This is a genomic window from Blautia sp. AM28-27 (assembly GCF_003480905.1).
GTDB lineage: Bacteria > Bacillota > Clostridia > Lachnospirales > Lachnospiraceae > Fusicatenibacter > Fusicatenibacter saccharivorans.
The window spans coordinates 160792-186051 of the sequence record NZ_QUJK01000001.1; the positions used below are offsets into that span (position 1 = coordinate 160792).

The following is a 25260-nucleotide window of genomic DNA, read 5'->3' on the forward strand; positions in this document are numbered from 1 at the left end:
ATTCTTCTGGAATTCAGGTGGTACCGTGGATGGAAACATTCTCCCTGAACGTAAGGCACAGAAAAGGTGTTTTATGTTCGGGGATTTTTTATGCAGCAAATTTAGAACAGGAGGTTTTCATATGAAACAGATTACAGGAAACAAACTTCTGGTAAAGGCTCTGAAGGAGGAGGGTGTTGAGTATCTCTTCGGTTATCCGGGAGCCTGCACCATTGATATCAGCGATGAGCTTTACAAACAGGATGAAATCAAAATCGTTCTGCCGCGCCACGAGCAGGCGCTGGTGCATGAGGCGGATGCCTATGCGAGAACGACAGGAAAAGTCGGCGTATGCCTCGTTACCAGCGGCCCTGGCGCAACCAACCTGGTCACCGGTCTTGCAACGGCAAACTACGACAGCGTTCCGCTTGTCTGCTTCACCGGACAGGTAGCCCGCCACCTCATCGGAAACGATGCATTCCAGGAGGTTGATATCGTCGGCATCACCCGCAGCATCACGAAATACGGCGTGACGGTAAGAAACCGTGAAGATCTCGGACGCATCATCAAAGAGGCATTCTACATCGCACGCACCGGAAAACCGGGCCCGGTTCTCATTGACCTTCCAAAAGATGTCATGGCAGAGTTCGGCAGCGCAGAGTATCCGAAAAACGTCAACATCCGCGGCTACAAACCGAACACCAGCGTTCACATCGGTCAGTTAAAACGTGCGTTAAAGATGCTTTCGAAAGCAAAACGCCCGCTGTTCCTTGCCGGCGGCGGCGTCAACATCGCACATGCGCAGGAAGTGTTCCGCGAAGTGGTCGAGAAAACACAGGTGCCGGTTGTCACAACCGTTATGGGACGCGGCGCGATCTCCACGAAACACCCGCTGTTCATCGGAAATCTTGGCATGCACGGCGCGTATGCGGCGAATATGGCAGTCAGCGAGTGCGATCTGCTGTTCTCGATCGGAACACGTTTCAATGACCGTATCACCGGAAAGCTGCATGAATTTGCCCCGCACGCGCAGATCGTCCACATCGACATAGACACCGCTTCGATCTCTCGAAACATCCATGTCGATATCCCGATCGTAGCCGATGCAAAAGAGGCGATCACGAAGATGGCAGAGTACGTAGAGCCATGCTCCACATCGAAATGGCTTGCCCAGATTGATGCCTGGAAGAACGAGCATCCGTTGACGATGCGCCCGAACGGCGTGATGGGACCGCTCGATATTTTCAACGCGATCAACGAGCAGTTTGACGATGCGATTATCGTCACCGACGTCGGACAGCACCAGATGCTGACAAGTCAGTACGTCGACATTACCGAAAACCGCCAGATCATCATGTCCGGCGGCCTTGGAACGATGGGATACGGCCTTCCGGGCGCGATCGGAGCAAAAATCGGCAACCCGGACAAACCGGTCATCGCGATTTCCGGTGACGGCGGTATGCAGATGAATATTCAGGAGCTGGCAACTGCCGTTCTCGAGGAGCTGCCGGTCATCCTGTGTATCTTCAATAATGAATACCTCGGCATGGTACGCCAGTGGCAGAAGCTGTTTTACGGCAAACGGTACAGCATGACAAACCTGCGCGCCGGTGCACTTTCCCGCAGAACAGACGGAGAAGAGTACCCGGAATACACGCCGAATTTTATCAAATTGGCTGAGAGTTACGGCGCAAAAGGCATCCGCGTCATGAAGAAAGAGGATATCGCCGCAGCGTTTGAAGAGGCGAAGAAAAACACCAAGACTCCGACGATCATCGAATTTATCATCGATCCGGAGGAGATGGTTTACCCGATGATCAAGCCGGGCGGAACGCTCGAAGATATGATTATGGACTGTTAGGAGGAGAGCGCGATGAATAAGGGAATGAAAAAAAGATGGATTTCACTGTACGTAGAAAACCAGGTTGGTGTCCTTTCCAAGATTTCCGGGCTTTTTTCCGCAAAAAGCTATAACCTGGACAGCCTGACCGTCGGAACGACCGAGGACCCGACCGTATCGCGTATGACGATCGCCACGGTCAGTGACGATGAGACGTTTGAGCAGATCAAAAAACAGCTGAACCGCATGGTCGAGGTCATCAAAGTCATCGACTTCACCGACGTGTTTGTGCGCATGAAAGAGATTCTGTATATCAAGGTATTCAACTGCAGCGCAGCTGACAAAGTCGAGCTGTTCCAGATCGCTGAGACGTTCAAGGCGAAGGTCATCGACTACGGAAAAGACAGCCTGCTGCTCGAGTTTGTCCAGACGGCGACGAAAAACGATGCAGTTGTGAAGCTGATGAAAGAGGAATTCAGCAAGATCGAAGTCGTGCGCGGCGGAAGCGTCGGTATCGAGTCGATCAATGTGATGGAGCGGTAAAAGAGAGGACGTTTTTGCGTGAACGAAAAGAGTATTACCACAATTACGTTAAAAAAGATTAATAAGAAAAGTGTGTATCAGTACATCTATGAGCACCGCCAGACGGCGAAGCAGCAGATTGTGCAGGATCTGACGATGGGGCTTTCGATGCACAGCGGAACGCTCGAGCATATCTGCATCGACCCGGAAGGGCCGGAGTGCTACTGCGCTTCTTTTTATTGAAGAGTTTCTGCAGTCGGAATTTTAATTTTTAGTTATAGAATTTCAGGGATAGAAAATCCGGGAACGGAAAGTTTTACATTGCTTTCCATTCCCGGATTTTTTCTGCTTTTTATCAGTGTTCGTTTTTAGATAAACATCGCATAAATCGACGCTCCGACCACAGTCAGAATACCTGCAACTGCAATCGAAAGGCTGCTCATCGCGCCCTCGACATCGCCCATCTCCATGGCCTTCGCCGTACCGATCGCATGGGAGGCCGATCCGATACTGATGCCCTTTGCAATCGGCTCCTCAATGTGAAACAGCTTGCAGAGCGTCTCCGCCAGCATATTTCCCAGCACACCCGTGATGATGATAACGGCAACCGTGATCGTCACCGCACCGCCGAGCTCTTCCGAAACACCCATGCCGATGGCCGTTGTGATGGATTTCGGCAGCAGTGTTACATACATTTTATGATTCAGATTGAAGATCAGCGCCAGCGCGAGAACCACGGTAAGGCTCGTCAGCACGCCGGAGAGAATACCGGCGAGGATGGCTTTGATATTCTTTTTCAATGCCTCCATCTGCTCATACAGCGGAATCGCAAGGCAGACCGTTGCAGGAGTCAGCAGATAGCTCAAGTATTTTGCACCGTCATTATAATTCTGATAATCGATATCGAAAACAGCAAGGAATACAATGACGACTGCAATGGAAATCAGCAGCGGATTGAAAATCGGAAGCCCAAATTTTTTCTTTAACAGCATGCCGAGCTCATACGCCAGAAGGCTGATGACAACGCCGAAAAATGCAGATTCACAGAACATATTTGTCATTTTGCGTCCCCTCCTTTGTGTTTCTTTTCCAGCCGGATGACCGCCTGTGTCACGCGTCCGGACACAACCATAACGACGATGGTGCTGACGAGCGTAATCACGAGAACCGGAACGAGAACGGCTTTTAATTCACCCCAGGATTCCATCAGGCCGACGCCCGCCGGAATGAACATGACCGGCATGATCTCAATCATAAACTTGCCTGCGTCCTCGACGGCATCAAGTTTTAATGCCCCCGTCATCAGAAGCGCCAGCATCAGCACAAGACCGTAGATACTTGCCGGAATCGGAAGCGGCAGCACGGCGTGCAGGATTTCTCCGACGAACGAAACCGCCATAATTACAAGGAACTGTCTTAATAATTTCACTTTTTCTGTTGTCCTTTCTCCCCATAACCCACATAACATCACTCCTTCTCAATGTCACGACCCCGATTATACTACCCGCATAAAAGAATTTCAACCGTAAATGTTACTGCAATTTTGGCGATTTTTGCCAAAAAAAGCAAAAAAATGCCCGCCGATCAAACGAAAAAGTGAAATCGGTGGGCATTTTAACATAATTTTTTGAGTTGATCCGATACGGAACTTTTTAAGCATTGCTTTCGGCATTTTTCCGATCCGGCAGAACGAAGATAAAGATCAGCGAACTGACAAGCAGCATGCCCGGATAGAAGAGGTTTGCCATGATTTCAAAGGCGGAGAGCTCATATCCCAGTTCATGCACCGCGGAAATCGCCACGAGCATCTGTGCGCCGTACGGCAGGATGCCCTGTGAGATGCAGGAGAAGGTATCGAGGAGCGATGCCGTTTTCCGTGGGGTGATGCCGTAGTCCTCGGACATCTGCTTTGCGATCGGGTTTGCCATGACGATCGCGACGGTGTTGTTTGCGGTCGCAATGTCGAGCAGCACGACGAGAATGCCGACACCGAGCTGGCCGCCCTTTTTTCCGCGGAAGATTTTGTGAATGGCACGAAGCAGGACAGTAAAGCCGCCGTTTTCCCGAATCAGCGCGCACATCGCAGCGACAAGAATCGCAACCATACATGTCTCAAACATACCCGAAGTGCCGCTTCCCATGCTGGAGAGCATATCCCAGAGCGTCGTCTGTCCCGTACCGAGCATGATAACGGCACCGGAAGCAATACCGATAAGGAGTACGACAAACACCTGAATGCCCGCGATGCCGCCGATCAGCACGAGCAGGTACGGAACCATCTGCAGCAGATGGTATTCGTGGACGATCGGTGTGCCCGGCGCCTGTCGGAAGGAGATTACAAGGATCAGCGCCAGCGCGGCAAGAGCAGCCGGGAGAGCGATCCAGAAGTTTTCGCGGAACTTGTCTTTCATCTCGCAGCCCTGTCCGTTGCAGGCGGCGATTGTCGTGTCGGAGATGAAGGAGAGGTTGTCGCCGAACATGGATCCGCCCATGACGGAGGCGACGCAGAGCGCCAGCGAAAAGCCGGAGGTCTCGGCAACAGCAGCGGCGATCGGCACGAGAAGCGTGATCGTTCCGACGGAGGTTCCCATGGCCGTGGAGACGAAGCAGGCAACGACAAAGAGCACAGCGACGGCATACTTTGCCGGAATCCAGGAGAGCATGAAATAGGCAACGCTCTCTGCACTGCTCCTTCCGACAACGCCGACAAACGTGCCTGCGGCGAGGAAGATCAGCAGCATTGTGATGATGTTTTTGTCCCCGATGCCCTGTCCCATGAGGGCGAGCTTTTCTTCAAACGGGACACTGCGGTTCTGCAGACAGGCGACGAGGATCGCTGCCAGAAACGCGACGACGATGGGGATGTTGTAGAAGCCCATCGGAATTTTTAAAATATACTCGGAATAAATGCCGAGCCCCAGATAAAACACCAGAAAAACGGCGATCGGGAGCAGGGCGGATGGCTTTCCTTTTTTCATAGAAATAAATACCAGACCTTTCGTGTGATTTTCCTTATTTTTCAATAGGGCGAATAGAATTATTCTATCATCTGGATCAGAAATCGTAAAGTAAAAAAGCAGGAAAAAACACGCCGGACATCTGGTAAATTCCAGAAATCCGGCGTGTTTTATAAGAGGTGCGTTTTGCTGTGCCTGTGCTTTATCATTTTGCAAGGAGCATCATAATCTGATTGCTTCTGCTTACGAACTTTGTCATCTCGTCCGGAGAGAGCGGTTTGTGGCTGATCATTGCCAGATCATACAGCTGCTCGCAGAACAGGGATGTGTTGTCGTTCTCGCCATTCTTCAGAATGTACTGAACGAGCGGATGTTTTGCATTCAGGATCAGGGTTTCCTGTCCGCCGAACATGGACGGATCCATGCCGGTCATGCCGTACATCTTCATCATATCCTGCATCCGGCGGCTCTCCTCGGAAAGCGTTACCATGGAGGATACATTTTCGTCTTTCAGGTTCTCAACTTTGACGGTCAGATCTTTCTTGTCGAGGACTTTGCGGAAGAGATCGGTCAGAGTATTTGTAGCGTCGGTCAGATCCTCACCGGACTCGTCTTTCATATCGTTGGTCAGATCTGCATCGATGCGCTGGAAAGTTACATGCTCGTTGCAACGCTCTGCATGGGTGATGAAAGCGGAGTCGATGTTGTGTTTCAGGATGACAGCATCCATGCCCTGACTGCGGAACATGTTGATGTACTGGCTCTGCTGAACTTCGTCGGTGACGTAGTAAACAGTCGTTTTTTCCGGCTCTTTCTTCTCGTCAGCGTTTTCCGTATTTTCGGTATTCTCCGTAGTTTCAGCCTTCTCTTCGGTGTTCTCTGCAGGAGCTTCTTCTTTCTTATTCTCGTTGATGCAGTCCTCAAGAGTCAGATATTTTCCGTCGATGTTCTTGAACAGAATATAGTCCATCATCTTCTTGGAGAATTTCTCGTCCTTGATGCATCCGTATTTGATGAATGGGTTGATATCATCCCAGTATTTCTCGTAATTCTCACGGTCGGTTTTGCACATGCCGGAGAGCTTGTCAGCGAATTTCTTGGAGATGTACTCGGAGATCTTCTTGACAAATCCGTCGTTCTGCAGTGCGCTTCGGGATACGTTCAGCGGCAGATCCGGGCAGTCGATGACGCCTTTTAAGAGCATCAGGTATTCCGGAATGACTTCTTTGATGTTGTCGGCAATAAATACCTGGTTGTTGTACAGCTTGATGGTTCCCTCGATGGAATCGTACTCGGTGTTGATACGCGGGAAGTAGAGGATACCTTTGAGGTTGAACGGATAGTCCATGTTCAGGTGGATCCAGAACAGCGGCTCGCGGTAGTCGTTGAAGACTTTGCGGTAGAATTCTTTATAATCCTCATCGCTGCACTCGTTTGGATGTTTGGTCCACAGCGGGTGGATATCACTGATGGAAACCGGGCGTTTGTTGATTTTTACTTTCTCTTTGGCCGGGGAAACTTCAACCTGCTCTTTCGTTCCGTCTTCTTTTTCTTTCTCTTCGTATTTTGCGTCCTCGTGGATGTGCTCTACGACAACGTCGTCATCTTTTAATTCGCTTTCATCGATGGTCTCGTATTCCTGCGGCGCATTTGCTTTGGACAGGAAAATTTCAACCGGCATGAAGGAGCAGTATTTTTCCAGAACTTCGCGGACACGGTATTCGTTTGCGAATTCCAGGCAGTCCTCGTTCAGGAACAGAGTGATTTCGGTACCAACAGTTGTCTTGCTGCCCTCGGACATATCGTACTCGGTGCTTCCGTCACAGGTCCAGTGTACCGGGGTGGATCCTTCTTTATAGGAAAGAGAATCGATGTGAACTTCATCTGCTACCATGAAAGCAGAGTAGAAACCAAGACCGAAGTGGCCGATCATCTGATCTGAATTCGTTTTGTCTTTGTATTTCTCCAGGAATTCGGTAGCGCCGGAGAAGGCGATCTGGGTAATATATTCTTCGACTTCGTCTGCGGTCATACCGATACCGTTATCGATGAATTTTAAGGTTTTCTCATCCGGGTTTACAATCACCTGAATGGCTGCTTTGTAGTCATCCGGCAGAGTATATTCGCCCATGCCGTCGAGTTTTTTCAGTTTGGTGATGGCATCGCAGCCGTTGGAAACGAGCTCGCGGACGAAGATATCGTGGTCGGAATACATCCATTTTTTGATAATCGGGAAAATATTGTCGCTGTTGATTGAAAGATTTCCATGTTTCGCACTCATGAGAAACACACTCCTTTTCTTATAAAAATATTTTGATCCAGCAAAGCGGGGATATCATGCTTTTTTAGATGTCTGCAGCTTTTTTACTGCTCTGATAGTTATAGTAATACTGGCACAGGGAAAAGTCAAGGGAAAATTAGCACTCGAGAAAAAAGAGTGCTAACAGAACGACGGAAAGTATTGAATTTACTGGTATTACGGTACTTTCTAAACTTTTTGTAAAGTCTGATCAGAAGGGCTGCGCAGTTGTTTCTGGAGAATGGATATGCTACAATGAAAAAGCATAGAAGCGTTTCGAACAGAAAGATTCCGAGGGTACATAAAAGAAAAATGGAGGAAATACATGACAAATGCGACAAAGGCGGCGCTGGAAGCGTCATTAAAAAAGCTGCTTTTGAAAAAGCCGCTGGACAAAATTACGATCAACGATCTGACGACAGACTGCGGCATCAGCCGGATGGCGTTTTATTATCATTTTAAGGATATCTATGATCTTGTCGAATGGTCGTGCCTGGAGGATGCGACGCAGGCGCTGCAGGGGAAGAAAACGTATGAGACATGGCAGGAAGGCCTGCAGCAGATTTTTGAGGCAGTGCTCGAGAATAAACCATTTATTATGAATGTCTATCACTCTGTAAGCCGGGAGCAGATCGAAACATATCTCTTTCATCTGACGCACGATCTGCTGTACGGTGTCGTACAGGAAAAAGCAAAGGGAACCGGCATCTCCGAGGCGGATCAGAGTTTTATCGCAGATTTCTATAAGTATAGCTTTACCGGTGTCATGCTCGACTGGATCAAAGACGGAATGAAAGTGGATTACCATATGATTGCGGAAAAAATGCACCGCACGATGGAAGGAAATGTCGTCAATTCCATCCGAAATTTTGAAAAAAGAAATAAAATATAGTTACACTTTACAAAACAGGGCGGATGATAAAAATTTAATCATCCGCCCTGTTTTGTAAATGGAAAAGCGGGGAAAAATGAAGTAAGATTCAAATTGTCAACAGACAATGGCAACACAAATAGAAACTTGTAAAACAAAGAAAGCAGCATAACCTATACGAACCGGAAATTCGAAAAAACATTCCGGCAGTCGTATTTAGAAAAGAAAGGATGAACGTCTATGTCAAAAAAAGGATTAAAATTCGGAATCGCATCAGCAGCAGTCATCGGAGCTGGAGCAGCAGTGCTGCAGGCAAAAAACAAGAGTGAAGCAAAAAAAGCAGCGGAGAAAACCACTGTAACATCAGAACCAAAGAATGATTACCGCAACACCGAGCGCGGAAAAGATAAGAAAAACAGCAAAGGCATTTATTACACCAACGGAAACTACGAAGCCTTCGCAAGACCGGAAAAACCGGAAGGCGTCGATGAGAAGAGCGCATACCTCGTAGGAAGCGGCCTCGCAGCCCTCGCAGCAGCGTGCTTCCTTGTAAGAGACGGCCAGATGAAAGGCGATCACATCCACATTCTGGAAGCCATGGACATCGCCGGCGGTGCCTGCGACGGTATCTACGATCCGACCCGCGGCTACATCATGAGAGGCGGCCGTGAGATGGAAAACCACTTCGAGTGCCTGTGGGATCTGTTCCACAGCATCCCGTCAATTGAGACACCTGGTGTATCCGTTCTTGATGAGTATTACTGGCTGAACAAAAAAGACCCGAACTACTCCCTGTGCCGTGCAACGAAGAACCGCGGCGAGGATGCCCATACCGACGGCAAGTTCAACCTGAGCCAGAAAGGCTGCATGGAGATCATGAAACTCTTCATGACAAGAGACGAGGATCTGTACGACAAGACGATCGAGGATGTTTTCGATGATGAAGTCTTCAATTCCACCTTCTGGCTGTACTGGAGAACGATGTTCGCATTCGAAAACTGGCACAGTGCACTGGAGATGAAGCTGTACTTCCAGCGGTTTATTCACCACATCGGCGGACTGCCGGACTTCTCCGCACTGAAATTCACGAAGTACAACCAGTATGAATCCCTGATTCTTCCGATGAAGAAATACCTCGAGGATGCCGGCGTAGACTTCCAGTTCAATACCGAAGTAACCAACGTTATCTTTGAAATCAACGATGGAAAGAAAGTAGCAAAAGCCATCGAGTGCAAAGTAAACGGCGTCGAGAAAGGCATCGTTCTCACCGAGAATGACCTCGTCTTCGTTACCAACGGAAGCTGCACCGAAGGCACGATCTACGGCGATCAGAACCATGCACCGAACGGTGATGCAGAGGTCCGCACGAGCGGCTGCTGGAGCCTGTGGAAAAACATTGCAAAACAGGATCCGTCCTTTGGACATCCGGAGAAATTCTGTTCCGATATTGCAAAGACAAACTGGGAATCCGCAACAATTACCACTCTCGACAATAAGATCATTCCGTATATCACCAATATCTGCAAACGTGATCCGAGAACCGGAAAGGTTGTTACCGGCGGTATCGTAAGCTGCCAGGATTCCAAGTGGCTTTTAAGCTGGACCATCAACCGTCAGGGACAGTTCAAAGAGCAGGATAAAGATAAGGTATGCGTATGGGTTTACAGCCTGTTCACCGATGTACCTGGCGACTATGTGAAGAAACCGATGAAAGAGTGCACTGGTAAAGAGATCACCGAAGAGTGGCTGTACCACCTCGGCGTGCCGGTTGACCAGATTCCGGAGCTGGCAGAGAACAGCGCTGTCTGCGTACCGACCATGATGCCGTACATCACCGCATTCTTTATGCCAAGAAGAAAGGGCGACCGCCCGGATGTCATCCCGGATGGCTGCGTCAACTTCGCATTCCTCGGACAGTTCGCTGAGACACCAAGAGATACCATCTTCACGACAGAGTATTCCGTTCGTACCGCAATGGAAGCTGTTTACGGACTCCTCGGCGTAGACCGCGGCGTGCCGGAAGTATGGGGCAGCGTTTACGATATCCGCGACCTGCTGGACAGCTCCGTGAAACTGATGGATGGAAAATCCCCGCTGGAAATCGAGCTTCCTGGACCGCTCAACCTGCTGAAAAAACCTCTGCTGAAACTGGTAGATGGAAATGTAGTTGGAGATCTCTTAAAAGAGCATGGAATTATCAAAGAGGATATGGTGAAATAAGAAATAGAAAATAAGTAAGAAATGCAATAAGACCTGCGCTTTCAAACGGCGCAGGTCTTATTGCGTTGCTATGTATGTTCTCAAACAATTAAGCAGATTTCTTCGTGAAAAACAGCGCGGCACAGACGGCGGCGATGCCTCCAGCGAGCTTTGCAACGAGAAGCGGCACGACAAAATCAGGATCGGTGCCGAACGTAAATCCCATATGTGCGGCGATGGTCGATGCGGCGGAGACGAGGAAAGCTGCGTTTACAATCTTTCCGCGCTCGTCCATTTTTTCCATCATTGTGATCGCCGGAACAGGGCTGACAATGCCCATCAGAAGACCGGCGGCACTGCTGTCGTTCATGCCGGTTTTTCTTCCAATAAAAGAGAGCGGCTTTTTGAGCACCCGCTGTAAAAGCTCCGCCGTCGGAAGGCTGCCGAGCAGTACAATGCCGATGGACGAGACGACCGCCATCGCGTCCTCCAGCGGCGCAAGGTCCGGGAGCAGCGAAAAGCCGGTCATATAGCAGAACGCGCCCGCGATGAGGCCGATCGTCGTCAGAAGCCGGATCACATCTGCAAATACCGTGAACGCGCGCACGGTCTGCTCCGGAAAACGCCAGATGCCGAACATCAGCAGAAAGCAGAAGAGGAGCACCGGGAGCGACTGAAGTACGATCTGCAGAAAAGAGAGTCCTGAGAGCAGTCCGCCGACGATCATCGTGACGGGAAGTGTGCCCGTGCCGATCAGCATGCCGCGGGAGAAAAGGAGGCGGTCGCCGCTTTTCAGCATTCCCATGCCGACCGGAATCGTAAAGGTGATGGTACAGCCAAGCGTCGCCGCAATCACAAGTCCTGCGTAGCGCACCATCTCCTGCGATGCCGAAAGCTCTCCGGCGAGCTGGTAGCCGCCCATGTCAATGGCGAGAATGCCGGCGAGAAGTCCCGCATCCAGACCAAAAAAGTTCCAGATGGGAACGAGGGCGAAACGGAGAAAGCGGGAGAGCAGCGGGGTGAGGCAGATGATGCCCGACATGGAAAGTGCCGTCGGTCCAAGCAGCATAAAGCCCTCCTCAAACCGTTTTCCAAATCCGAAGCGATTGCCAGCGATCCGGTCGACACCGCCGAGTACCGCGCCGACTGCCATGATCCACATAATAATCTGATTCATAAAAAGAGAACCTTTCTAAATAAGTATTTTGTCTTTATATCTGTTCTTCAAATGCAATTTCATTTTTCAGCAGAAACTGGCGGACTTCCTCATCGAAGACGCGGTCGAGCGACTTGTCCATCGTAAAGATTTTGAGGGAAGTTCCGGTGGTAAGTAAGAGTTTTCCGTCCTTATACTGAAAATTTAGAAAGCATCCAAACACGTTCTCTATTTCCAGCGGCAGCGCATGGTCCGCGATCATTTTTTCGCACGCCGCCTGCGGAAGCTGAAACACAAATTTGAACTGCAGAGGTGTCCGTTTTCCTTTGATGACGGAATAGCAGAACGATTTCACATCTTTCCAGAGAAGCCGCGTCCGCCCTTTTTCTTTTAAGAGCTGCGCGTCATCGGGATCGAAAAAGTCCGTGTGAAGACTGCCGTCGAGGGAGAACGTCGTAAACGTTGTGATCGACGCCTCGGAGACGGGAAAGCGGTCAAATGTCTCGAGACGGAGCAGGGTGTTCATAAAATTCTTTAACTGTGTAATCTGCAGGATAATCATCCGTAGTTAAAACCAGCCTTTCTTTTTAAAATACCAAATTTCAACAGCAACAATGAGAATACAGACGCCGATCAGGATGAAGTACGCATACGGGGCAGAAAGCTCAGGCATATGCGTAAAATTCATGCCGTACCAGCCGGCGATCAGGGAAAGCGGGAAAAAGATCGTCGAGACGACCGTCAGAATCCGCATCGTATCGTTCTGACGCAGGTCGATCTGCGCCTGCTGCATCTCGCGGATCTGCAGGGCGTACTCCCGCAGCATCTGGGTGTGGTCGTACAAACGGTCCACGCGGTTTCCAAGGCGCGAAAACTGACGGGCGCATTCCTGGGGAAGAAAGTGATTTTCGTCCTCGGAGAGTATTTCGCACATGTCGAGAAGCTGCTGGTAATAGGCATGGAACACGAGCAGCTCCCGACGGATCGTGATCAGGGTCCGCTGCAGCTCTTTTGGCAGAGTGTCGAGAAGAGACTCCTCGATTGTCGCAAGGCGCTTCTCAAAATTCTGCAGATAGAGCATATCCTCCTGGATCAGCGATTCCAGAAACGAGAAAAACAGGTGGAAGACATCGGAAGTATCGAGCGGTTCTTCCGGGAAGAGGAGGCTCTGCAAAGCCGGAAGTGTCTGTTCGTCGGCTGCCAGAATAAGCTGCCCCCGGTCGAGATAAAACGCAAGCGAGAATGCAAGGTGAAGCGGATGCGTCTTGTCCGGGACGGCAAGCGATCCGACCAGGCAGTCAGGCAGCAGCTCTGCGCGGCAGTATTCGATGCGCTCCGGCTGCAGACTGCGCCGGAAAAGAGAAAATCCGGGCAGCGCCGCGCAGGCTTTGGAAGCTTCCGAAAACGAAAGCAGGGAAAGCCGGACCGAATCCGAAAAAGTCCATTCCATACGTACCACCTCCTGAAAATAAGCAATGGAAAAATATCCATAAACAAAAAAGCCGTATGACCGTAGTATACCGCAAAAAGGGGAGTGCGACAAGAAAAGGAAAAAACTTTTAACGGAAAAACTTTTATTGGGAAAAAACTTTTTGCAATGGAGCACTAAGTGTGTTATGATAAAATGTAGTTATCAAAACTACATGACAAAATATCAAAAAATTCACTGTGTCGAATTCGTCCCTAGTTTAGGAAGGTTTGAAAAAGAGCGGTGATTGGAAATACGAAACGTCCGCAGTGAGAAAAAGCGGAATCAAGTTTGGAGGGACAAAATATATGAGTTTTCACATTGTTGCAGACAGCTGCTGTGAACTGACAGCAGATATGAAAAAAAGAGGAAATATTGAAATTGCACCGCTGACCCTGGAAGTCGGCGGAGAATCCATTCTGGATGACGAGACATTTGACCAGAAATATTTTTTAAAGAGAGTAGCGGAATGCCCGGAGTGCCCGAAATCCGCCTGCCCGTCGCCGGATTATTTCCGGAAATCTTTTCTGAACGGAGCAGAACGGTGCTACGCGGTCACACTTTCCGCACAGCTCAGCGGTTCCTATAACAGCGCAGTGCTCGGTGCAAACCTGGCGCAGGAGGAGAACGAGGATCTGAAGATTCACGTATTCAATTCCAGAAGCGCATCGATAGGAGAGACCCTGATCGTGAAAAAAATCGTGGAGTGCGAGGAAGCCGGCATGAGCTTTGAGCGCGTCGTAGAGACAGTAGAACTCTATATCAGCACACAGCACACCTATTTCGTGCTGGAAAATCTCGAAACTCTGCGGAAAAACGGCCGCCTTTCCAAAACAAAAGCACTTGTTGCATCCGCGCTTAAGATCAAACCGGTTATGGGAGCCACACCGGAGGGCGATATCGTACAGCTCGATCAGGCGCGCGGCATCAACAAAGCACTGATGAAAATGGTCGATGCCATTGTAAATGACGCACAGCATGTAGAAAACAAAACGCTTGCCATCTCTCATTGCAACTGCCCGGAGCGCGCCGAGATGGTAAAAGAAGCCCTTCTGGAGCGCCTTGCGGTACAGGATGTCTTCGTACTCGATACCCAGGGCGTCAGCAGTATGTATGCAAATGACGGCGGAATTATCATTGCATTATAACTTTTCTCTTCCCTTTTTGTTGAAAATGTAGTATAATTTTCAACATGTTTGAAAGTGCCGCCGAGCACTTTTTAGAAATCAAAGGAGAAGTAGAACCATGAGTCAGGAAAAAGTTGACCGCTATAAAAAGGAAAAAGCGAACCGTGAGAAAATCATGAGACGTGAAAGATGGATCACGAGACTGGAAGTTACCGCTTTCGTCGTTGTTCTGGCTACCCTGATCGGCTGGTTCTCCGTTGCTGTTTACCAGAACTCGGTAGCAGAGAAAAAGGCGAACCGCACGACAGAAACCACAACGATGAACGTGACGGATATTCAGAATTATCTGAGCGAGACCAACACATCCAGCGACAGCAGTGCAGATGACACCAGCGACAGCTCTGATGCTTCCGATACATCTTCGGACAGCACAGCAGATACGGCAAGTGACAGCACAGCAGATTCCATCAGCGAAAGTACAGCGGAATAAGCAGAATTGTTAAAGAAAGTAAAAGCGCTTACCACAGACGGGAAAATCCCGGAGTGATAAGCGCTTTTGTTATAGAGATTTATAGCAATCCCGGAAAATAATGCAAAAAATTCAGCACCGCAGAGCGTGAATTACTGCGTCACAGATTTTCGTCGTACCCCGGTACGCTTTCAAATCTGTTCCTGGCAATTCGCGCTCTGCAGCCCTGCCTTTTTTGCATTATTTTCGGGTCTTGCTATAGAAAAAACTATGAGAAACACGCTCCGCGAGTTTCTCAAGTTATCGCGGCAGTCGCCAAGGTCTCGTGCAGGCACGGACTTTGGCTCGTTGCCCGCGTAAATTAAAAAACCGGAGGACATACATCCCCCGGCCTTTCGCTTATGGTTAATTAGCATTTAACAACGTTGGAAGCCTGCATTCCGCGAGCACCCTCGGTAAGATCGTAAGTAACCGCCTGACCTTCGTCAAGAGTTTTGAATCCTTCACCCTGGATAGCGGAGAAATGTACGAATACATCGTTTCCGTCTTCGCCTGTGATGAAGCCATAGCCCTTCTCTGCGTTAAACCATTTCACTGTTCCCTTGTTCATTGTGAGTTACCTCCATAAAATTAAAAAATAAGCATGATGTGGGAATGCATATGTTCCCCCATAAGCGAGTGAACTTTTGGTAAAAAAATTCACTAGCTATTACAGATTATATTGAAGGTGAATGCTAATATAATCTCTAATAGCTAGTGACCACGTATTACATCTCAACATCTTCTCGATTGAGACTATTATAATCTTGCAAATCAAAAAAGTCAAGAAAAAACTCTTTATTTCAGGAAAGATTTCGTGTATTATAAAAAGGAATAAATGGTCGGACGACGGCCAGAAGAAAAGAAAGGATCAGAGAACGTAAGATGAGTATCTTAATCAAAAATGGACAGGTCATCGATCCGGCCACCCAAAAAGACGAAATCAGTGATGTTCTGATCGAAAACGGCGTTATTACACGGGTTGAAAAAGGAATCCGCGTAAAAGATGCGCAGGTAATAGATGCAAAAGGCTGCTATGTAATGCCTGGCATCATCGATATGCATGTACATCTCCGCGACCCGGGGCAGACATATAAAGAAGATATTGAAAGCGGTTCGAAAGCAGCAGCAAAAGGAGGCGTGACAACGCTGGTAGCGATGCCGAATACAAAACCGGTCATCGACAGCCCGGACCGCGTCAACTATGTAACGATCAAAGCAGACCGTTTTTCTCCGATTAATGTACTGCAGGCAGGCGCCATCACAGTAGGACAGAAGGGTGAAGAGCTCGCCGATATCGAGGGCATGGTAAAAGCCGGCATCCCGGCGATCAGCGAGGACGGAAAATCCGTTATGAACGCGCTGCTCTACAAAGAGGCCATGGAGATTGCCGCAGAGAAAAACATTCCGGTGCTGGCTCACTGCGAGGACAAGAACCTCGTAAACGGCGGCTGCATGAATGAGGATGCAAACTCGAGAGAGTGGCATCTGCCGGGCATCACAAACTCCGTAGAGAACACGATTGTTGCAAGAGATATCGTACTTGCCGCAGAGACAGGTGCACACCTGCATCTGTGCCACTGCTCGACCAAAGAGAGCGTGGATATGGTGCGTGAGGCGAGAAAGGCCGGCGTTTCGATTTCCGCCGAGGTCTGCCCGCATCACTTTACCCTCTGCAGCGACGACATCGTAAAGGGCGACACCAACTACAAGATGAATCCGCCGCTCCGTACGAAAGAGGATCTCGAGGCACTGCGCCAGGGTCTGAAAGACGATGTCTTCGATGTCATCAGCACCGATCATGCACCGCATGCGCTGACCGAGAAACAGGAGTCCTTCAAGAAAGCTCCGTTCGGCATCGTCGGACTGGAGACGAGCGTGGCTCTTACCATCACCGAACTTGTGGATACCGAGGTCATCACCCCGATGCAGATGGCGGAGAAGATGAGCTACAATCCGGCAAAAATCCTGCACCTGGACAAGAAAGGTTCTCTTGCACCTGGCATGGACGCCGATGTGGTTGTCATCGATCCGGAAGCAGAGTATGTGATCGATCCGAAGGAGTTTGTTTCCAAGGGCAAAAACACTCCGTTCGGCGGCAAGAAAGTCAAAGGAAAAGTTATGGCTACCGTATGCGGCGGCAAGATTGTATACGAAGCTGAGTAATTTCTATAAGAAAAGACAGAAGAGGGAGAGTAAGCAGATGATTAACAAACTGATTGCAAACATTAAAAAAACAAATGCACCGATCGTCGTAGGTCTGGACCCGATGCTGAACTATGTGCCGGAGCACGTACAGAAAAAGGCATTTGCCGAGTACGGAGAGACACTCGAAGGAGCTGCAGAGGCCGTTTGGCAGTTCAATAAAGCGATTGTCGACGCAACATACGATCTGATTCCGGCTGTAAAACCGCAGGTTGCCATGTATGAGCAGTTCGGCGTTCCGGGAATGGCAGCGTATGAGAAGACCGTTTCCTACTGCCAGGAAAAGGGTCTCGTTGTCATCGGCGATATCAAACGAGGCGATATCGGTTCTACTTCTGAGGCGTATGCAGTCGGCCACCTCGGCCACGTGCAGGTGGGAAGCAAATCCTACGCCGGATTCCATGAGGATTTTGCAACTGTCAATCCGTATCTTGGATCTGACGGCGTAAAACCGTTCATCAAGGTCTGCAAAGAGGAGAAAAAAGGTATCTTTGTTCTGGTAAAAACCTCGAACCCGTCCAGCGGCGAGTTCCAGGACCGCATCATCGACGGACGTCCGCTGTATGAGTGGGTCGGCGAGCAGGTTGCCGCGTGGGGCGAGGAGCACATGGGCGATGATTACAGCTATGTGGGAGCTGTTGTCGGCGCTACGTACCCGGAGATGGGCAAGGTGCTGCGTAAGGTAATGCCGAAATCCTACATCCTGGTACCGGGCTACGGTGCACAGGGTGGAAAAGGAAAAGACCTCGTTCACTTCTTCAATGAGGACGGACTGGGTGCAATCGTAAACTCTTCGAGAGGTATTATCGCTGCTTACAAACAGGAAAAATATGCCGAGTTTGGCACTGAGAACTTTGCGGATGCTTCGAGAGCAGCTGTAAAGGATATGGTTGAGGATATCAGCGGGGCGCTTGCTGCTGCAAAATAAGAATACAGGGTGAAAAGCTCAGAAGGTCTGCCGGGTAGATGTTATGTCCGCCGGAGGATATTTTGGGCTTTTCGCCGATTCAAGAAAATAAAAGGAGTGTTCAGCTTATGAAAATCAAGGAATGCTGTACTGTGGAAAGTCAGGAGTGCATTGCAAAAGGAATTTACAGCATGTGGATTTCCACGAAAGTGATTGCGAAAGAGGCGAAGGCCGGCCAGTTTATTTCTCTGTTTTCGAAGGACGGCAGCCGTCTTCTGCCGCGTCCGATTTCTCTTTGTGAGATCGACCGAGAGGGAGGAAGACTTCGGATTGTCTACCGTGTGGCAGGTGCAGGAACGGAGGAGTTTTCGCATCTGAAAGCGGGGGATGAGGTTGATATTTTAGGGCCGCTTGGAAATGGATTCCCGATCGAGGAAGGTAAGGGAAAACGTGTGATGCTGATGGGCGGCGGTATCGGTGTTCCGCCGATGCTGCAGACGGCGAAGGATCTTGGAACGGACACGATCATCTGCTGTGGTTACCGCGATGAGTTGTTCTTAAATGAGGAGTTTGCTGCGGCAGGCGATCTTCATATTGCAACGGAGGACGGAAGTGCCGGTGTGAAGGGCAATGTGATGGATGCGGTGCGCGAGGATCATCTGGAAGCAGATGTAATTTTTGCCTGCGGTCCGGCTCCGATGCTGCGTGCGATTAAGGCGTACGGTCTGGAAAAGGGAATTCCATGCTGGATTTCGATGGAAGAGAAGATGGCGTGCGGCGTTGGCGCATGTCTTGCGTGTGTCTGCCAGTCGACTGAGGTGGATGGTCATTCACATGTGCACAACAAGCGGATCTGCAAGGACGGACCTGTCTTTTTAAGTACGGAAATTGAGCTGTAAGTGACGCGAGGAGGAGAAAAAGCGATGAAGACAAGTGTGAATCTGGCGGGTGTGGAACTGAAGAATCCGGTTATGACGGCATCTGGTACGTTTGGCTCCGGCGCGGAGTACAGTGAGTTTGTGGATTTGAAGGAGCTTGGCGCGGTTGTGACGAAGGGTGTTGCGAATGTGCCGTGGCCGGGGAATCCGACGCCGCGTATTGCGGAGGTTTACGGCGGAATGCTGAATGCGATCGGGCTGCAGAATCCTGGTATTGATGTGTTCTGTGAGAGGGATATTCCGTTTTTGAAACAGTTTGACACGAAGATTGTGGTGAATGTGTGTGGACGGACGACGGAGGATTACTGTGAGGTTGTGGAGCGATTGACTTCGGAGCCGGTGGATCTGCTGGAGATTAATATTTCGTGCCCGAATGTGAAGGAGGGCGGTATTGCGTTTGGACAGGATCCGAAGGCGGTGGAGGCGATCACCAGAGAAGTTAAAAAATATGCGAAGCAGCCGATTATTATGAAATTGAGCCCGAATGTGACGGATATTACGGAGATGGCGCGGGCTGCGGAAGCCGGCGGGGCGGATGTGCTGTCGCTGATCAATACGCTTACTGGGATGAAGATTGATATTGAACGGCAGAAGTTTGCGATTGCGAATAAGACTGGCGGTATGTCGGGGCCGGCGGTGAAGCCGATTGCGGTGCGGATGGTGTATCAGGTGGCGCAGGCAGTGAAAGTGCCGATTATTGGTATGGGCGGTATTGCGTCGGCGGAGGATGCGCTGGAGTTTATTCTGGCGGGGGCTACGGCGGTTTCGATTGGGACGGCGAATTTCTTTAATCCGTATGCGACTGTTGAAACGGTTCGCGGTATCGAAGAGTATATGAGAAGGCATAAGGTTGACGATATTAATTCGCTGATCGGGGCGGTGAGATAAGACGGACGGCCTCGAGCGGCTTCGCATCTGCGGTGCGGCGGGCGAGAAAAAGAGGGCGGAACTGTGGCTCAGAATGGGCACAGTTCCGCCCTCTTTTTCTATGCCCGCCACACCGCAGGCGCAAATTCCAGTGAGATCTGGTTGTGTGGAGCTGAAACGAAGTAGGTCTGGATCCGCCGGGGGCGGATCGGCGTGAGAGTGTTGTGGTGGGTGCATAGTATATAGAAAATGGAAGGTGGTATGTGAGATGAAGTATGGGATCATTAAAGTGAAGCGGGCGTTTTTGTATGAGGAGAATGGGGTGGATGTGGTGGATGAGGTGTTTTTTGGATGGAGCGTGATGTGGGAAGATGAGGGGGAGTGGATTGAGGTTTGGACGCATTATGGGTATCGGGGGTGGATGGAGAGGAATTTGATTGAAGAGAAAAGCCGGGAGTGGATGGAGGAGAGGGAAAAGGCAGGGAATACGTATGTGGTGACACGCGGGTTTGCGGATGTGATGAGGGGAGCGCGGGTGCAGTCGCGGATGTTGGAGACGCTGGGACGGGGGTGTTTTGTGGAGAAAATGGAGGAGACGGAGAATGGGTATTGCAGGGTGAAACTGGCGAATGGGATCAGTGGGTTTGTGCCGGAGGTGGCATTAAGAAAAAGACTGGATTCGGATCGGTTTTTGTGGGGAAAATCGGAAGAGAGGTTTTTTGTGGAGCAGGGGATTCCGGAGGGGTGGTCGGAAGAGAAGTTTCGGAGGAAGGTTGTGGAGTGTGCGAAGGGGTATCTTGGATGCCAGTACCGGTGGGGCGGGAAGGCGGCGGATGGGATTGACTGTTCGGGTGTGGTGTTTATGGTGTATTTGATGAATGGGGTTTTGATTTGGCGGGATGCGGATATCAGGGAAGGGTATCCGATGAAAGCGATCTGGAGAGAAGGGGAGGAGATGTGTCTGGTGGAGGAACGGGCGAAGGCCGGGGATCTGCTGTTCTGGAGGGGGCATGTGGGGATGTATCTGGGGGACGGCAGGTATCTGCACTGTACGGGGCATGAGAGGGTGTTTGGGTGCAGGGTGAATAGTCTGCGGAGAGGGGATGAGGATTTTCGGGAGGATCTGGCGGAGGCGCTGAAAGTGGTTGGGAGTGTTTTTTCGTGAAATGTAAAATTAAATGTGATTGTGTGCGGTGAAATTTGACAGATTTTTCTGAGTGGGAGTATAAAGATAAACTGACGGGGCTTTACAACTGGAATTATCTGGAAGTGGAAAGCTGGAGGAAAAGAGCGATGTACCGTGAAAAACAGGCATCGCGGGCGGCACGGGAGTAAATAAGACATATATAATTGACATCAGGAAATATCATTTTTGTATTGGAAATCCCTGAAAAAGTTTGTTATAATAATAACAAAGTCGAAAACAAAAGACAAAAGGCGGCCCAAACAGAGAGCAGGAAAAACAGAAATTCTGCTGATCTGATCTGCCGGAGCTGTCCATCAGAAGCAAAACAAGAAAGGGGTTCTGAACAATGGCAAGATTTACATTACCAAGAGATTTATACCACGGAAAAGGTGCTTTAGAGGCACTGAAAACATTTGAAGGAAAACGTGCAATCGTCTGTGTAGGCGGCGGCTCCATGAAACGTTTCGGTTTCCTGGATCGCGCAGTAGACTACCTGAAAGAAGCCGGCATGGAAGTACAGCTTTTTGAGGGAATCGAGTCTGACCCGTCAGTCGAGACTGTTATGCGCGGAGCAAAAGCGATGGAAGAGTTCCAGCCGGACTGGATCGTAGCAATGGGCGGCGGATCTCCGATCGACGCAGCAAAAGCAATGTGGATCAAATACGAGTATCCAGACATCACCTTCGAAGAAATGTGCAAGGTATTCGGAATGCCGAAACTCCGCAGAAAAGCTCATTTCTGTGCAATTTCTTCTACATCCGGAACAGCAACCGAGGTAACCGCGTTCGCAGTTATCACAGACTATGAAAAAGGTATCAAATACCCGCTGGCAGACTTCGAAATCACGCCGGACGTTGCAATCGTAGATCCGGATCTGGCAGAGACGATGCCGCAAAAGTTAGTTGCTCACACCGGTATGGACGCTATGACCCATGCAATCGAGGCATACGTTTCCACAGCGAACTGTGACTTCACCGATCCGCTGGCACTGTATGCAATCAAGATGATTCAGGCAGACTTGGTAGATTCCTACAACGGAGATATGGCAAAACGTGACAGCATGCACAACGCACAGTGCCTCGCTGGTATGGCATTCTCCAATGCACTTCTTGGTATTGTTCACTCCATGGCACATAAAACAGGCGCAGCATTCGCTGATTACGGCGCTCACCTGATCCACGGCGCAGCAAACGCTATGTACCTGCCGAAGGTTATCGCGTTCAACGCAAAAGACGAGACTGCAGCAAAACGTTATGCAGTGATCGCTGACGAGATGAAACTTGGCGGCGAGACAACGGAAGAGAAAGTAAAACTCCTCATTGACTATCTGCGCGGCATGAACGACAAACTGAACATTCCGCACTGCATCAAGAACTACGGAAAAGACAGCTATCCGACCGAGCAGGGCTTCGTTCCGGAAGACGTATTCCTGGATAGACTGCACGACATCGCTGTAAATGCCATCGCCGATGCCTGCACCGGATCCAACCCGAGACAGCCATCTGTTGAAGAGATGGAAAAACTGCTGAAATGCTGCTACTATGATACAGAAGTAGATTTCTAAAAAGAAAACATATCAAAATCCCTCCGTTCTCTGGGCGGAGGGATTTTTTGCGTCAGAGAATGAAATTTATTTGTGTGGATTTTATGTTTTTTATGCGAAATCCTGTGTCTGGACTGGAAAAACAGAGGCGTTTATGGTAGTATAGAACAGAATAGAAGTAAAAACGGGTGGCATGCGAGAACCGATGCCTTCCCCTGAAAATATGGAGGAAAATAAGATGGAACAGTATAAGAAAGAGTTCATTGAATTCATGGTCGAGAGCCAGGTATTAAAATTTGGAGAGTTCACCCTGAAAAGCGGAAGAAAATCCCCGTTCTTTATGAATGCAGGCGCTTACGTAACCGGCAGCCAGTTAAAACGTCTCGGCGAGTATTACGCAAAAGCAATCCATGACAACTACGGGCTGGATTTTGACGTTCTGTTCGGACCGGCATACAAAGGAATTCCGCTCAGTGTTGTAACAGCAATTGCGATTCATGATCTCTACGGTGTAGAAGTACGCTACTGCTCCAACCGGAAGGAAGCCAAAGACCACGGTGGAGATGCAGGACTGCTGCTTGGAAGCAAGCTCAAAGACGGTGACCGCGTTGTCATTATTGAGGATGTAACCACTTCCGGAAAATCCATCGAGGAGACCTTCCCGATCATCCAGGCACAGGGCAATGTGGAGATCAAAGGACTGATGGTATCCTTAAATCGCATGGAGCGCGGAAAAGGCGATAAGAGCGCACTCGAGGAAATCCAGGAAACCTATGGCTTCCCGGCAAATGCCATTGTAACCATGGAGGACGTTATCACGTATCTGTACAACCGTCCATGCCAGGGCAAAATTCAGATCGATGACAAGATGAAGGCTGCCATTGATGCATATTATGAGGAGTACGGCGTGAAATAAGATGCGGTACACCGGGAAAGGGAGTTTTGCGCTATGAATGAAAAGATTTATAAAACCATGGGACGTGTCGGCGGCGGAAATATCGCTATGGGCGCCGTACTGGTTGTTGTTGGCGTGGCAACCGGTGTTCTGATGATCGTAAGCGGGGCAGGCCTGCTGAAACGACGCGGGGAAATCATGTTCTAAAAGCGCCTTTCAAAAAGAAAAAATGCCGGGATATTTCGGAAGCGCGTGCGCCGATGAGGTATGCCGGCGTTTCTGATAGCAGAGGGGAGAACAACGCAGAAAGGGGAAACGAAGATGAAGCAGGAGACGAAAGCCAGAATCCGCGTTGTGGGACGGATTTTATTTCTGGTGTATCTTCTTGCGCTCGTTTATTTTCTGTTTTTTGCAGAAGAATACGGGAGAAGAAACTTTTTTGAACTGGATTACCGTTACAATCTGGTGCCGTTTCAGGAAATCAGACGGTTCTGGATTTACCGCGAAAAGGTGGGATTCCTTGCCGCATTTTTAAATCTGGCGGGCAATGTGATCGGTTTTCTGCCGTTCGGCTTTATCGTTCCGGTGATGCACAAAAAAATGGAGAGTTTCTGGAAAGTATCGCTTCTTGGTTTTATGTTCAGCCTCTGCGTGGAGACGATTCAGCTCATCACGAAGGTGGGCTGCTTTGATGTAGATGATCTGATGCTGAATACGCTTGGAGCCATGATCGGCTGCGGCGCATTCCTGATCTGCAATAAATTCAGGAGATGGAAATATGGCGAGGAAGAAGTATAATTACAATTTTGTCCGGAAGCCGTCGGAAGGCGGAAAGGAAGCTCTCTATATGGCAGGTGCTTCGGTCTTTCTGTTTCTGCTGGCTTCGGTCGTATCGTTTGCATTCCGCGGAAACGGAGGCATTTTTCTCGGAGCAGCGGGACTGTTCTCATTCCTTCTGTCGGGATACGGCTTCTATGTGGGAATGAAGAGCTTTAAAGAAGAACAGGTCAGCCACAGAATGTCGGTTCTCGGCTCGATTACGAGCGGCGGCATGCTGGTCGCATGGCTGGCACTGTTTCTGATCGGTGTGAGATAAATGTACTCTCGTAAAATCAAGCACAGAAAGACTCCGGGAGTACATATAAAAGAAAAGGGGAAAAAGATGGATCGCGAACGTTTTGAAAAACAGCTGAATTTTATTCTGGAGATTGATAAAGAAAAACAGATCCTGCGCCAGACGCACATCCGCGGCTATTCGCGCCAGGAGGACGACGCGGAGCACGCATGGCACATGGCGGTGATGGCATTTCTGCTGCAGGAATATTCGAATGAGAAAATCGACATCGGCAGAACGATGCTCATGCTGCTGATCCACGACCTCGTGGAGATTGATGCAGGCGACACGTATGCGTACGACGCGGAGGCAAACAAAACAAAAGACGAGAGAGAACACAAAGCGGCCGAGCGCATCTACGGCCTGCTGCCGGAGGATCAGGGAAAAATGCTGATGGATCTCTGGCTCGAGTTCGAAGCGTATGAGACACCGGAAGCGCGCTTTGCTCATGTGATGGACAATTTCCAGCCGCTGCTTTTAAATCATGAGAACGATGGAAAAGACTGGACCAGCCACAATGTGCGGATTTCCCAGCCGTTAAAACGAAACGAGAAGACGGCGACCGGCTCCGAGGAGATCTGGAGTTATATGGAAGAGATTCTCGAACAGAGTATCCGGGATGGAAAAATTATTGACGACCGGGAAGAAAAACAGGAATAAGTTAAGAAGAATGAGGGGC

27 protein-coding genes and 1 other annotated feature (1 of these 28 only partly in view) are annotated in these 25260 nt (G+C 49.6%); of the genes, 19 read left to right on the forward strand and 8 right to left on the reverse strand.

Annotated elements, in window-relative coordinates:
• Positions 1–50 (forward strand) — a binding site (T-box leader) (it extends 226 nt beyond the left edge of the window).
• A gap of 71 nt (positions 51–121) precedes the next feature.
• From ilvB to DW743_RS18035, 3 genes are read left to right on the forward strand one after another with little or no spacing between them, the layout of a single operon-like run.
• Positions 122–1840 (forward strand): biosynthetic-type acetolactate synthase large subunit, encoded by a 1719-nt coding sequence (gene ilvB, locus DW743_RS00710; protein WP_117760555.1) that lies wholly within the window; start codon positions 122–124, stop codon positions 1838–1840.
• A gap of 12 nt (positions 1841–1852) precedes the next feature.
• Positions 1853–2362, forward strand: coding sequence for an acetolactate synthase small subunit (gene ilvN / locus DW743_RS00715; RefSeq protein WP_117509738.1), 510 nt, complete (start codon positions 1853–1855; stop codon positions 2360–2362).
• An 18-nt stretch (positions 2363–2380) separates the two neighbouring features.
• Positions 2381–2584 (forward strand): hypothetical protein, encoded by a 204-nt coding sequence (locus DW743_RS18035; protein WP_055227113.1) that lies wholly within the window; start codon positions 2381–2383, stop codon positions 2582–2584.
• A 125-nt stretch (positions 2585–2709) separates the two neighbouring features.
• On the opposite strand, the gene DW743_RS00725 is transcribed toward DW743_RS18035, so the two are convergent.
• The 4 genes from DW743_RS00725 to htpG form a co-directional block, all read right to left on the reverse strand.
• A complete protein-coding gene (locus tag DW743_RS00725; RefSeq protein WP_117760554.1) occupies positions 2710–3402 on the reverse strand; it encodes an LrgB family protein in 693 nt (230 codons plus the stop codon).
• Entirely contained in the window at positions 3399–3770 is a 372-nt protein-coding gene (locus DW743_RS00730; RefSeq protein ID WP_055221279.1) for a CidA/LrgA family protein, read from the reverse strand. The genes DW743_RS00725 and DW743_RS00730 overlap by 4 nt, the downstream gene beginning before the upstream one ends.
• Positions 3771–3993: 223 nt before the next feature.
• Positions 3994–5319, reverse strand: a complete 1326-nt coding sequence (locus DW743_RS00735) for a Na+/H+ antiporter NhaC family protein (protein WP_117760553.1) — start codon at positions 5317–5319, stop codon at positions 3994–3996.
• 184 nt (positions 5320–5503) lie between these two features.
• On the reverse strand, positions 5504–7579 hold the full coding sequence (gene htpG / locus DW743_RS00740; RefSeq protein ID WP_117509737.1) for a molecular chaperone HtpG: 2076 nt from the start codon (positions 7577–7579) through the stop codon (positions 5504–5506).
• A gap of 343 nt (positions 7580–7922) precedes the next feature.
• Between htpG and DW743_RS00745 the strand changes: the two genes are divergently transcribed.
• Both DW743_RS00745 and DW743_RS00750 read left to right on the forward strand, forming a co-directional pair.
• A complete protein-coding gene (locus DW743_RS00745; protein WP_022461989.1) occupies positions 7923–8489 on the forward strand; it encodes a TetR-like C-terminal domain-containing protein in 567 nt (188 codons plus the stop codon).
• Between the two features lie 219 nt (positions 8490–8708).
• Positions 8709–10688, forward strand: a complete 1980-nt coding sequence (locus tag DW743_RS00750) for an oleate hydratase (protein ID WP_117760552.1) — start codon at positions 8709–8711, stop codon at positions 10686–10688.
• A gap of 88 nt (positions 10689–10776) precedes the next feature.
• Here DW743_RS00750 and DW743_RS00755 read toward each other — a convergent pair whose 3' ends face one another.
• Genes DW743_RS00755 through DW743_RS00765 form a run of 3 tightly spaced genes read right to left on the reverse strand, consistent with a single transcriptional unit; the run spans position 10777 to position 13273 of the window.
• The gene (locus DW743_RS00755) at positions 10777–11844 is read right to left on the reverse strand and encodes an ethanolamine utilization protein EutH (protein WP_117509735.1); all 1068 of its coding nucleotides are present in this window, start codon (positions 11842–11844) and stop codon (positions 10777–10779) included.
• A 34-nt stretch (positions 11845–11878) separates the two neighbouring features.
• Positions 11879–12385, reverse strand: coding sequence for a DUF5721 family protein (locus DW743_RS00760; RefSeq protein ID WP_117760551.1), 507 nt, complete (start codon positions 12383–12385; stop codon positions 11879–11881).
• A 6-nt stretch (positions 12386–12391) separates the two neighbouring features.
• Positions 12392–13273: a magnesium transporter CorA family protein gene (locus tag DW743_RS00765; RefSeq protein ID WP_117760550.1), complete on the reverse strand. Its 882-nt coding sequence runs from the start codon at positions 13271–13273 to the stop codon at positions 12392–12394.
• 326 nt (positions 13274–13599) lie between these two features.
• On the opposite strand from DW743_RS00765, the gene DW743_RS00770 reads away from it, so the two are divergent.
• Positions 13600–14439, forward strand: coding sequence for a DegV family protein (locus DW743_RS00770; protein WP_117760602.1), 840 nt, complete (start codon positions 13600–13602; stop codon positions 14437–14439).
• 97 nt (positions 14440–14536) lie between these two features.
• Positions 14537–14908, forward strand: a complete 372-nt coding sequence (locus tag DW743_RS00775) for a hypothetical protein (RefSeq protein WP_117509733.1) — start codon at positions 14537–14539, stop codon at positions 14906–14908.
• A 388-nt stretch (positions 14909–15296) separates the two neighbouring features.
• Here DW743_RS00775 and DW743_RS00780 read toward each other — a convergent pair whose 3' ends face one another.
• Positions 15297–15497 carry a cold-shock protein gene (locus DW743_RS00780; RefSeq protein WP_022461996.1) on the reverse strand — a complete coding sequence of 67 codons (201 nt, stop codon included), beginning with the start codon at positions 15495–15497 and terminating at the stop codon, positions 15297–15299.
• Positions 15498–15811: 314 nt separating this feature from the next.
• Between DW743_RS00780 and DW743_RS00785 the strand changes: the two genes are divergently transcribed.
• The 12 genes from DW743_RS00785 to DW743_RS00830 all read left to right on the forward strand — a co-directional run bounded on the left by DW743_RS00785 (position 15812) and on the right by DW743_RS00830 (position 25241).
• On the forward strand, positions 15812–17092 hold the full coding sequence (locus tag DW743_RS00785; RefSeq protein ID WP_117760549.1) for a dihydroorotase: 1281 nt from the start codon (positions 15812–15814) through the stop codon (positions 17090–17092).
• A 37-nt stretch (positions 17093–17129) separates the two neighbouring features.
• A complete protein-coding gene (gene pyrF / locus DW743_RS00790; RefSeq protein ID WP_022461998.1) occupies positions 17130–18059 on the forward strand; it encodes an orotidine-5'-phosphate decarboxylase in 930 nt (309 codons plus the stop codon).
• 107 nt (positions 18060–18166) lie between these two features.
• Positions 18167–18937, forward strand: a complete 771-nt coding sequence (locus DW743_RS00795; protein ID WP_022461999.1) for a dihydroorotate dehydrogenase electron transfer subunit — start codon at positions 18167–18169, stop codon at positions 18935–18937.
• Between the two features lie 24 nt (positions 18938–18961).
• On the forward strand, positions 18962–19864 hold the full coding sequence (locus DW743_RS00800; protein WP_022462000.1) for a dihydroorotate dehydrogenase: 903 nt from the start codon (positions 18962–18964) through the stop codon (positions 19862–19864).
• 247 nt (positions 19865–20111) lie between these two features.
• Positions 20112–21008: a C40 family peptidase gene (locus tag DW743_RS00805; RefSeq protein WP_117760548.1), complete on the forward strand. Its 897-nt coding sequence runs from the start codon at positions 20112–20114 to the stop codon at positions 21006–21008.
• Positions 21009–21043: 35 nt separating this feature from the next.
• Positions 21044–21178, forward strand: a complete 135-nt coding sequence (locus DW743_RS18600; protein WP_278309100.1) for a hypothetical protein — start codon at positions 21044–21046, stop codon at positions 21176–21178.
• A gap of 197 nt (positions 21179–21375) precedes the next feature.
• On the forward strand, positions 21376–22593 hold the full coding sequence (locus DW743_RS00810; RefSeq protein ID WP_117760547.1) for an iron-containing alcohol dehydrogenase: 1218 nt from the start codon (positions 21376–21378) through the stop codon (positions 22591–22593).
• Between the two features lie 217 nt (positions 22594–22810).
• The gene (gene pyrE / locus DW743_RS00815; RefSeq protein ID WP_117760546.1) at positions 22811–23488 is read left to right on the forward strand and encodes an orotate phosphoribosyltransferase; all 678 of its coding nucleotides are present in this window, start codon (positions 22811–22813) and stop codon (positions 23486–23488) included.
• Between the two features lie 33 nt (positions 23489–23521).
• Positions 23522–23674: a hypothetical protein gene (locus tag DW743_RS18040; protein WP_055221261.1), complete on the forward strand. Its 153-nt coding sequence runs from the start codon at positions 23522–23524 to the stop codon at positions 23672–23674.
• Between the two features lie 114 nt (positions 23675–23788).
• Positions 23789–24265 carry a VanZ family protein gene (locus DW743_RS00820; protein ID WP_055221318.1) on the forward strand — a complete coding sequence of 159 codons (477 nt, stop codon included), beginning with the start codon at positions 23789–23791 and terminating at the stop codon, positions 24263–24265.
• Entirely contained in the window at positions 24246–24563 is a 318-nt protein-coding gene (locus DW743_RS00825; RefSeq protein ID WP_022462010.1) for a hypothetical protein, read from the forward strand. Before DW743_RS00820 ends, DW743_RS00825 begins: the two co-directional genes overlap by 20 nt.
• A 66-nt stretch (positions 24564–24629) precedes the next feature.
• Positions 24630–25241 (forward strand): HD domain-containing protein, encoded by a 612-nt coding sequence (locus DW743_RS00830; protein ID WP_117760545.1) that lies wholly within the window; start codon positions 24630–24632, stop codon positions 25239–25241.
• Positions 25242–25260: the final 19 nt, after the last annotated feature.

Excerpts from the sequence above, each read along its gene's own strand:
- DW743_RS00760 (WP_117760551.1), bottom strand. The coding sequence starts at position 12,385 with ATGATTATCCTGCAGATTACACAGTTAAAGAATTTTATGAACACCCTG.
- htpG (WP_117509737.1), bottom strand. The coding sequence starts at position 7,579 with ATGAGTGCGAAACATGGAAATCTTTCAATCAACAGCGACAATATTTTC.
- pyrE (WP_117760546.1), top strand. The coding sequence starts at position 22,811 with ATGGAACAGTATAAGAAAGAGTTCATTGAATTCATGGTCGAGAGCCAG.
- DW743_RS00750 (WP_117760552.1), top strand. The coding sequence starts at position 8,709 with ATGTCAAAAAAAGGATTAAAATTCGGAATCGCATCAGCAGCAGTCATC.
- DW743_RS00780 (WP_022461996.1), bottom strand. The coding sequence starts at position 15,497 with ATGAACAAGGGAACAGTGAAATGGTTTAACGCAGAGAAGGGCTATGGC.
- DW743_RS18040 (WP_055221261.1), top strand. The coding sequence starts at position 23,522 with ATGAATGAAAAGATTTATAAAACCATGGGACGTGTCGGCGGCGGAAAT.
- DW743_RS00795 (WP_022461999.1), top strand. The coding sequence starts at position 18,167 with ATGAAAATCAAGGAATGCTGTACTGTGGAAAGTCAGGAGTGCATTGCA.
- DW743_RS00745 (WP_022461989.1), top strand. The coding sequence starts at position 7,923 with ATGACAAATGCGACAAAGGCGGCGCTGGAAGCGTCATTAAAAAAGCTG.
- DW743_RS00820 (WP_055221318.1), top strand. The coding sequence starts at position 23,789 with ATGAAGCAGGAGACGAAAGCCAGAATCCGCGTTGTGGGACGGATTTTA.
- DW743_RS00755 (WP_117509735.1), bottom strand. The coding sequence starts at position 11,844 with ATGAATCAGATTATTATGTGGATCATGGCAGTCGGCGCGGTACTCGGC.
- DW743_RS00735 (WP_117760553.1), bottom strand. The coding sequence starts at position 5,319 with ATGAAAAAAGGAAAGCCATCCGCCCTGCTCCCGATCGCCGTTTTTCTG.
- DW743_RS00800 (WP_022462000.1), top strand. The coding sequence starts at position 18,962 with ATGAAGACAAGTGTGAATCTGGCGGGTGTGGAACTGAAGAATCCGGTT.
- pyrF (WP_022461998.1), top strand. The coding sequence starts at position 17,130 with ATGATTAACAAACTGATTGCAAACATTAAAAAAACAAATGCACCGATC.
- DW743_RS00775 (WP_117509733.1), top strand. The coding sequence starts at position 14,537 with ATGAGTCAGGAAAAAGTTGACCGCTATAAAAAGGAAAAAGCGAACCGT.
- DW743_RS00810 (WP_117760547.1), top strand. The coding sequence starts at position 21,376 with ATGGCAAGATTTACATTACCAAGAGATTTATACCACGGAAAAGGTGCT.
- DW743_RS00805 (WP_117760548.1), top strand. The coding sequence starts at position 20,112 with ATGAAGTATGGGATCATTAAAGTGAAGCGGGCGTTTTTGTATGAGGAG.
- DW743_RS00770 (WP_117760602.1), top strand. The coding sequence starts at position 13,600 with ATGAGTTTTCACATTGTTGCAGACAGCTGCTGTGAACTGACAGCAGAT.
- ilvN (WP_117509738.1), top strand. The coding sequence starts at position 1,853 with ATGAATAAGGGAATGAAAAAAAGATGGATTTCACTGTACGTAGAAAAC.
- DW743_RS00765 (WP_117760550.1), bottom strand. The coding sequence starts at position 13,273 with ATGGAATGGACTTTTTCGGATTCGGTCCGGCTTTCCCTGCTTTCGTTT.
- DW743_RS00785 (WP_117760549.1), top strand. The coding sequence starts at position 15,812 with ATGAGTATCTTAATCAAAAATGGACAGGTCATCGATCCGGCCACCCAA.
- ilvB (WP_117760555.1), top strand. The coding sequence starts at position 122 with ATGAAACAGATTACAGGAAACAAACTTCTGGTAAAGGCTCTGAAGGAG.
- DW743_RS00725 (WP_117760554.1), bottom strand. The coding sequence starts at position 3,402 with ATGACAAATATGTTCTGTGAATCTGCATTTTTCGGCGTTGTCATCAGC.
- DW743_RS00825 (WP_022462010.1), top strand. The coding sequence starts at position 24,246 with ATGGCGAGGAAGAAGTATAATTACAATTTTGTCCGGAAGCCGTCGGAA.
- DW743_RS00830 (WP_117760545.1), top strand. The coding sequence starts at position 24,630 with ATGGATCGCGAACGTTTTGAAAAACAGCTGAATTTTATTCTGGAGATT.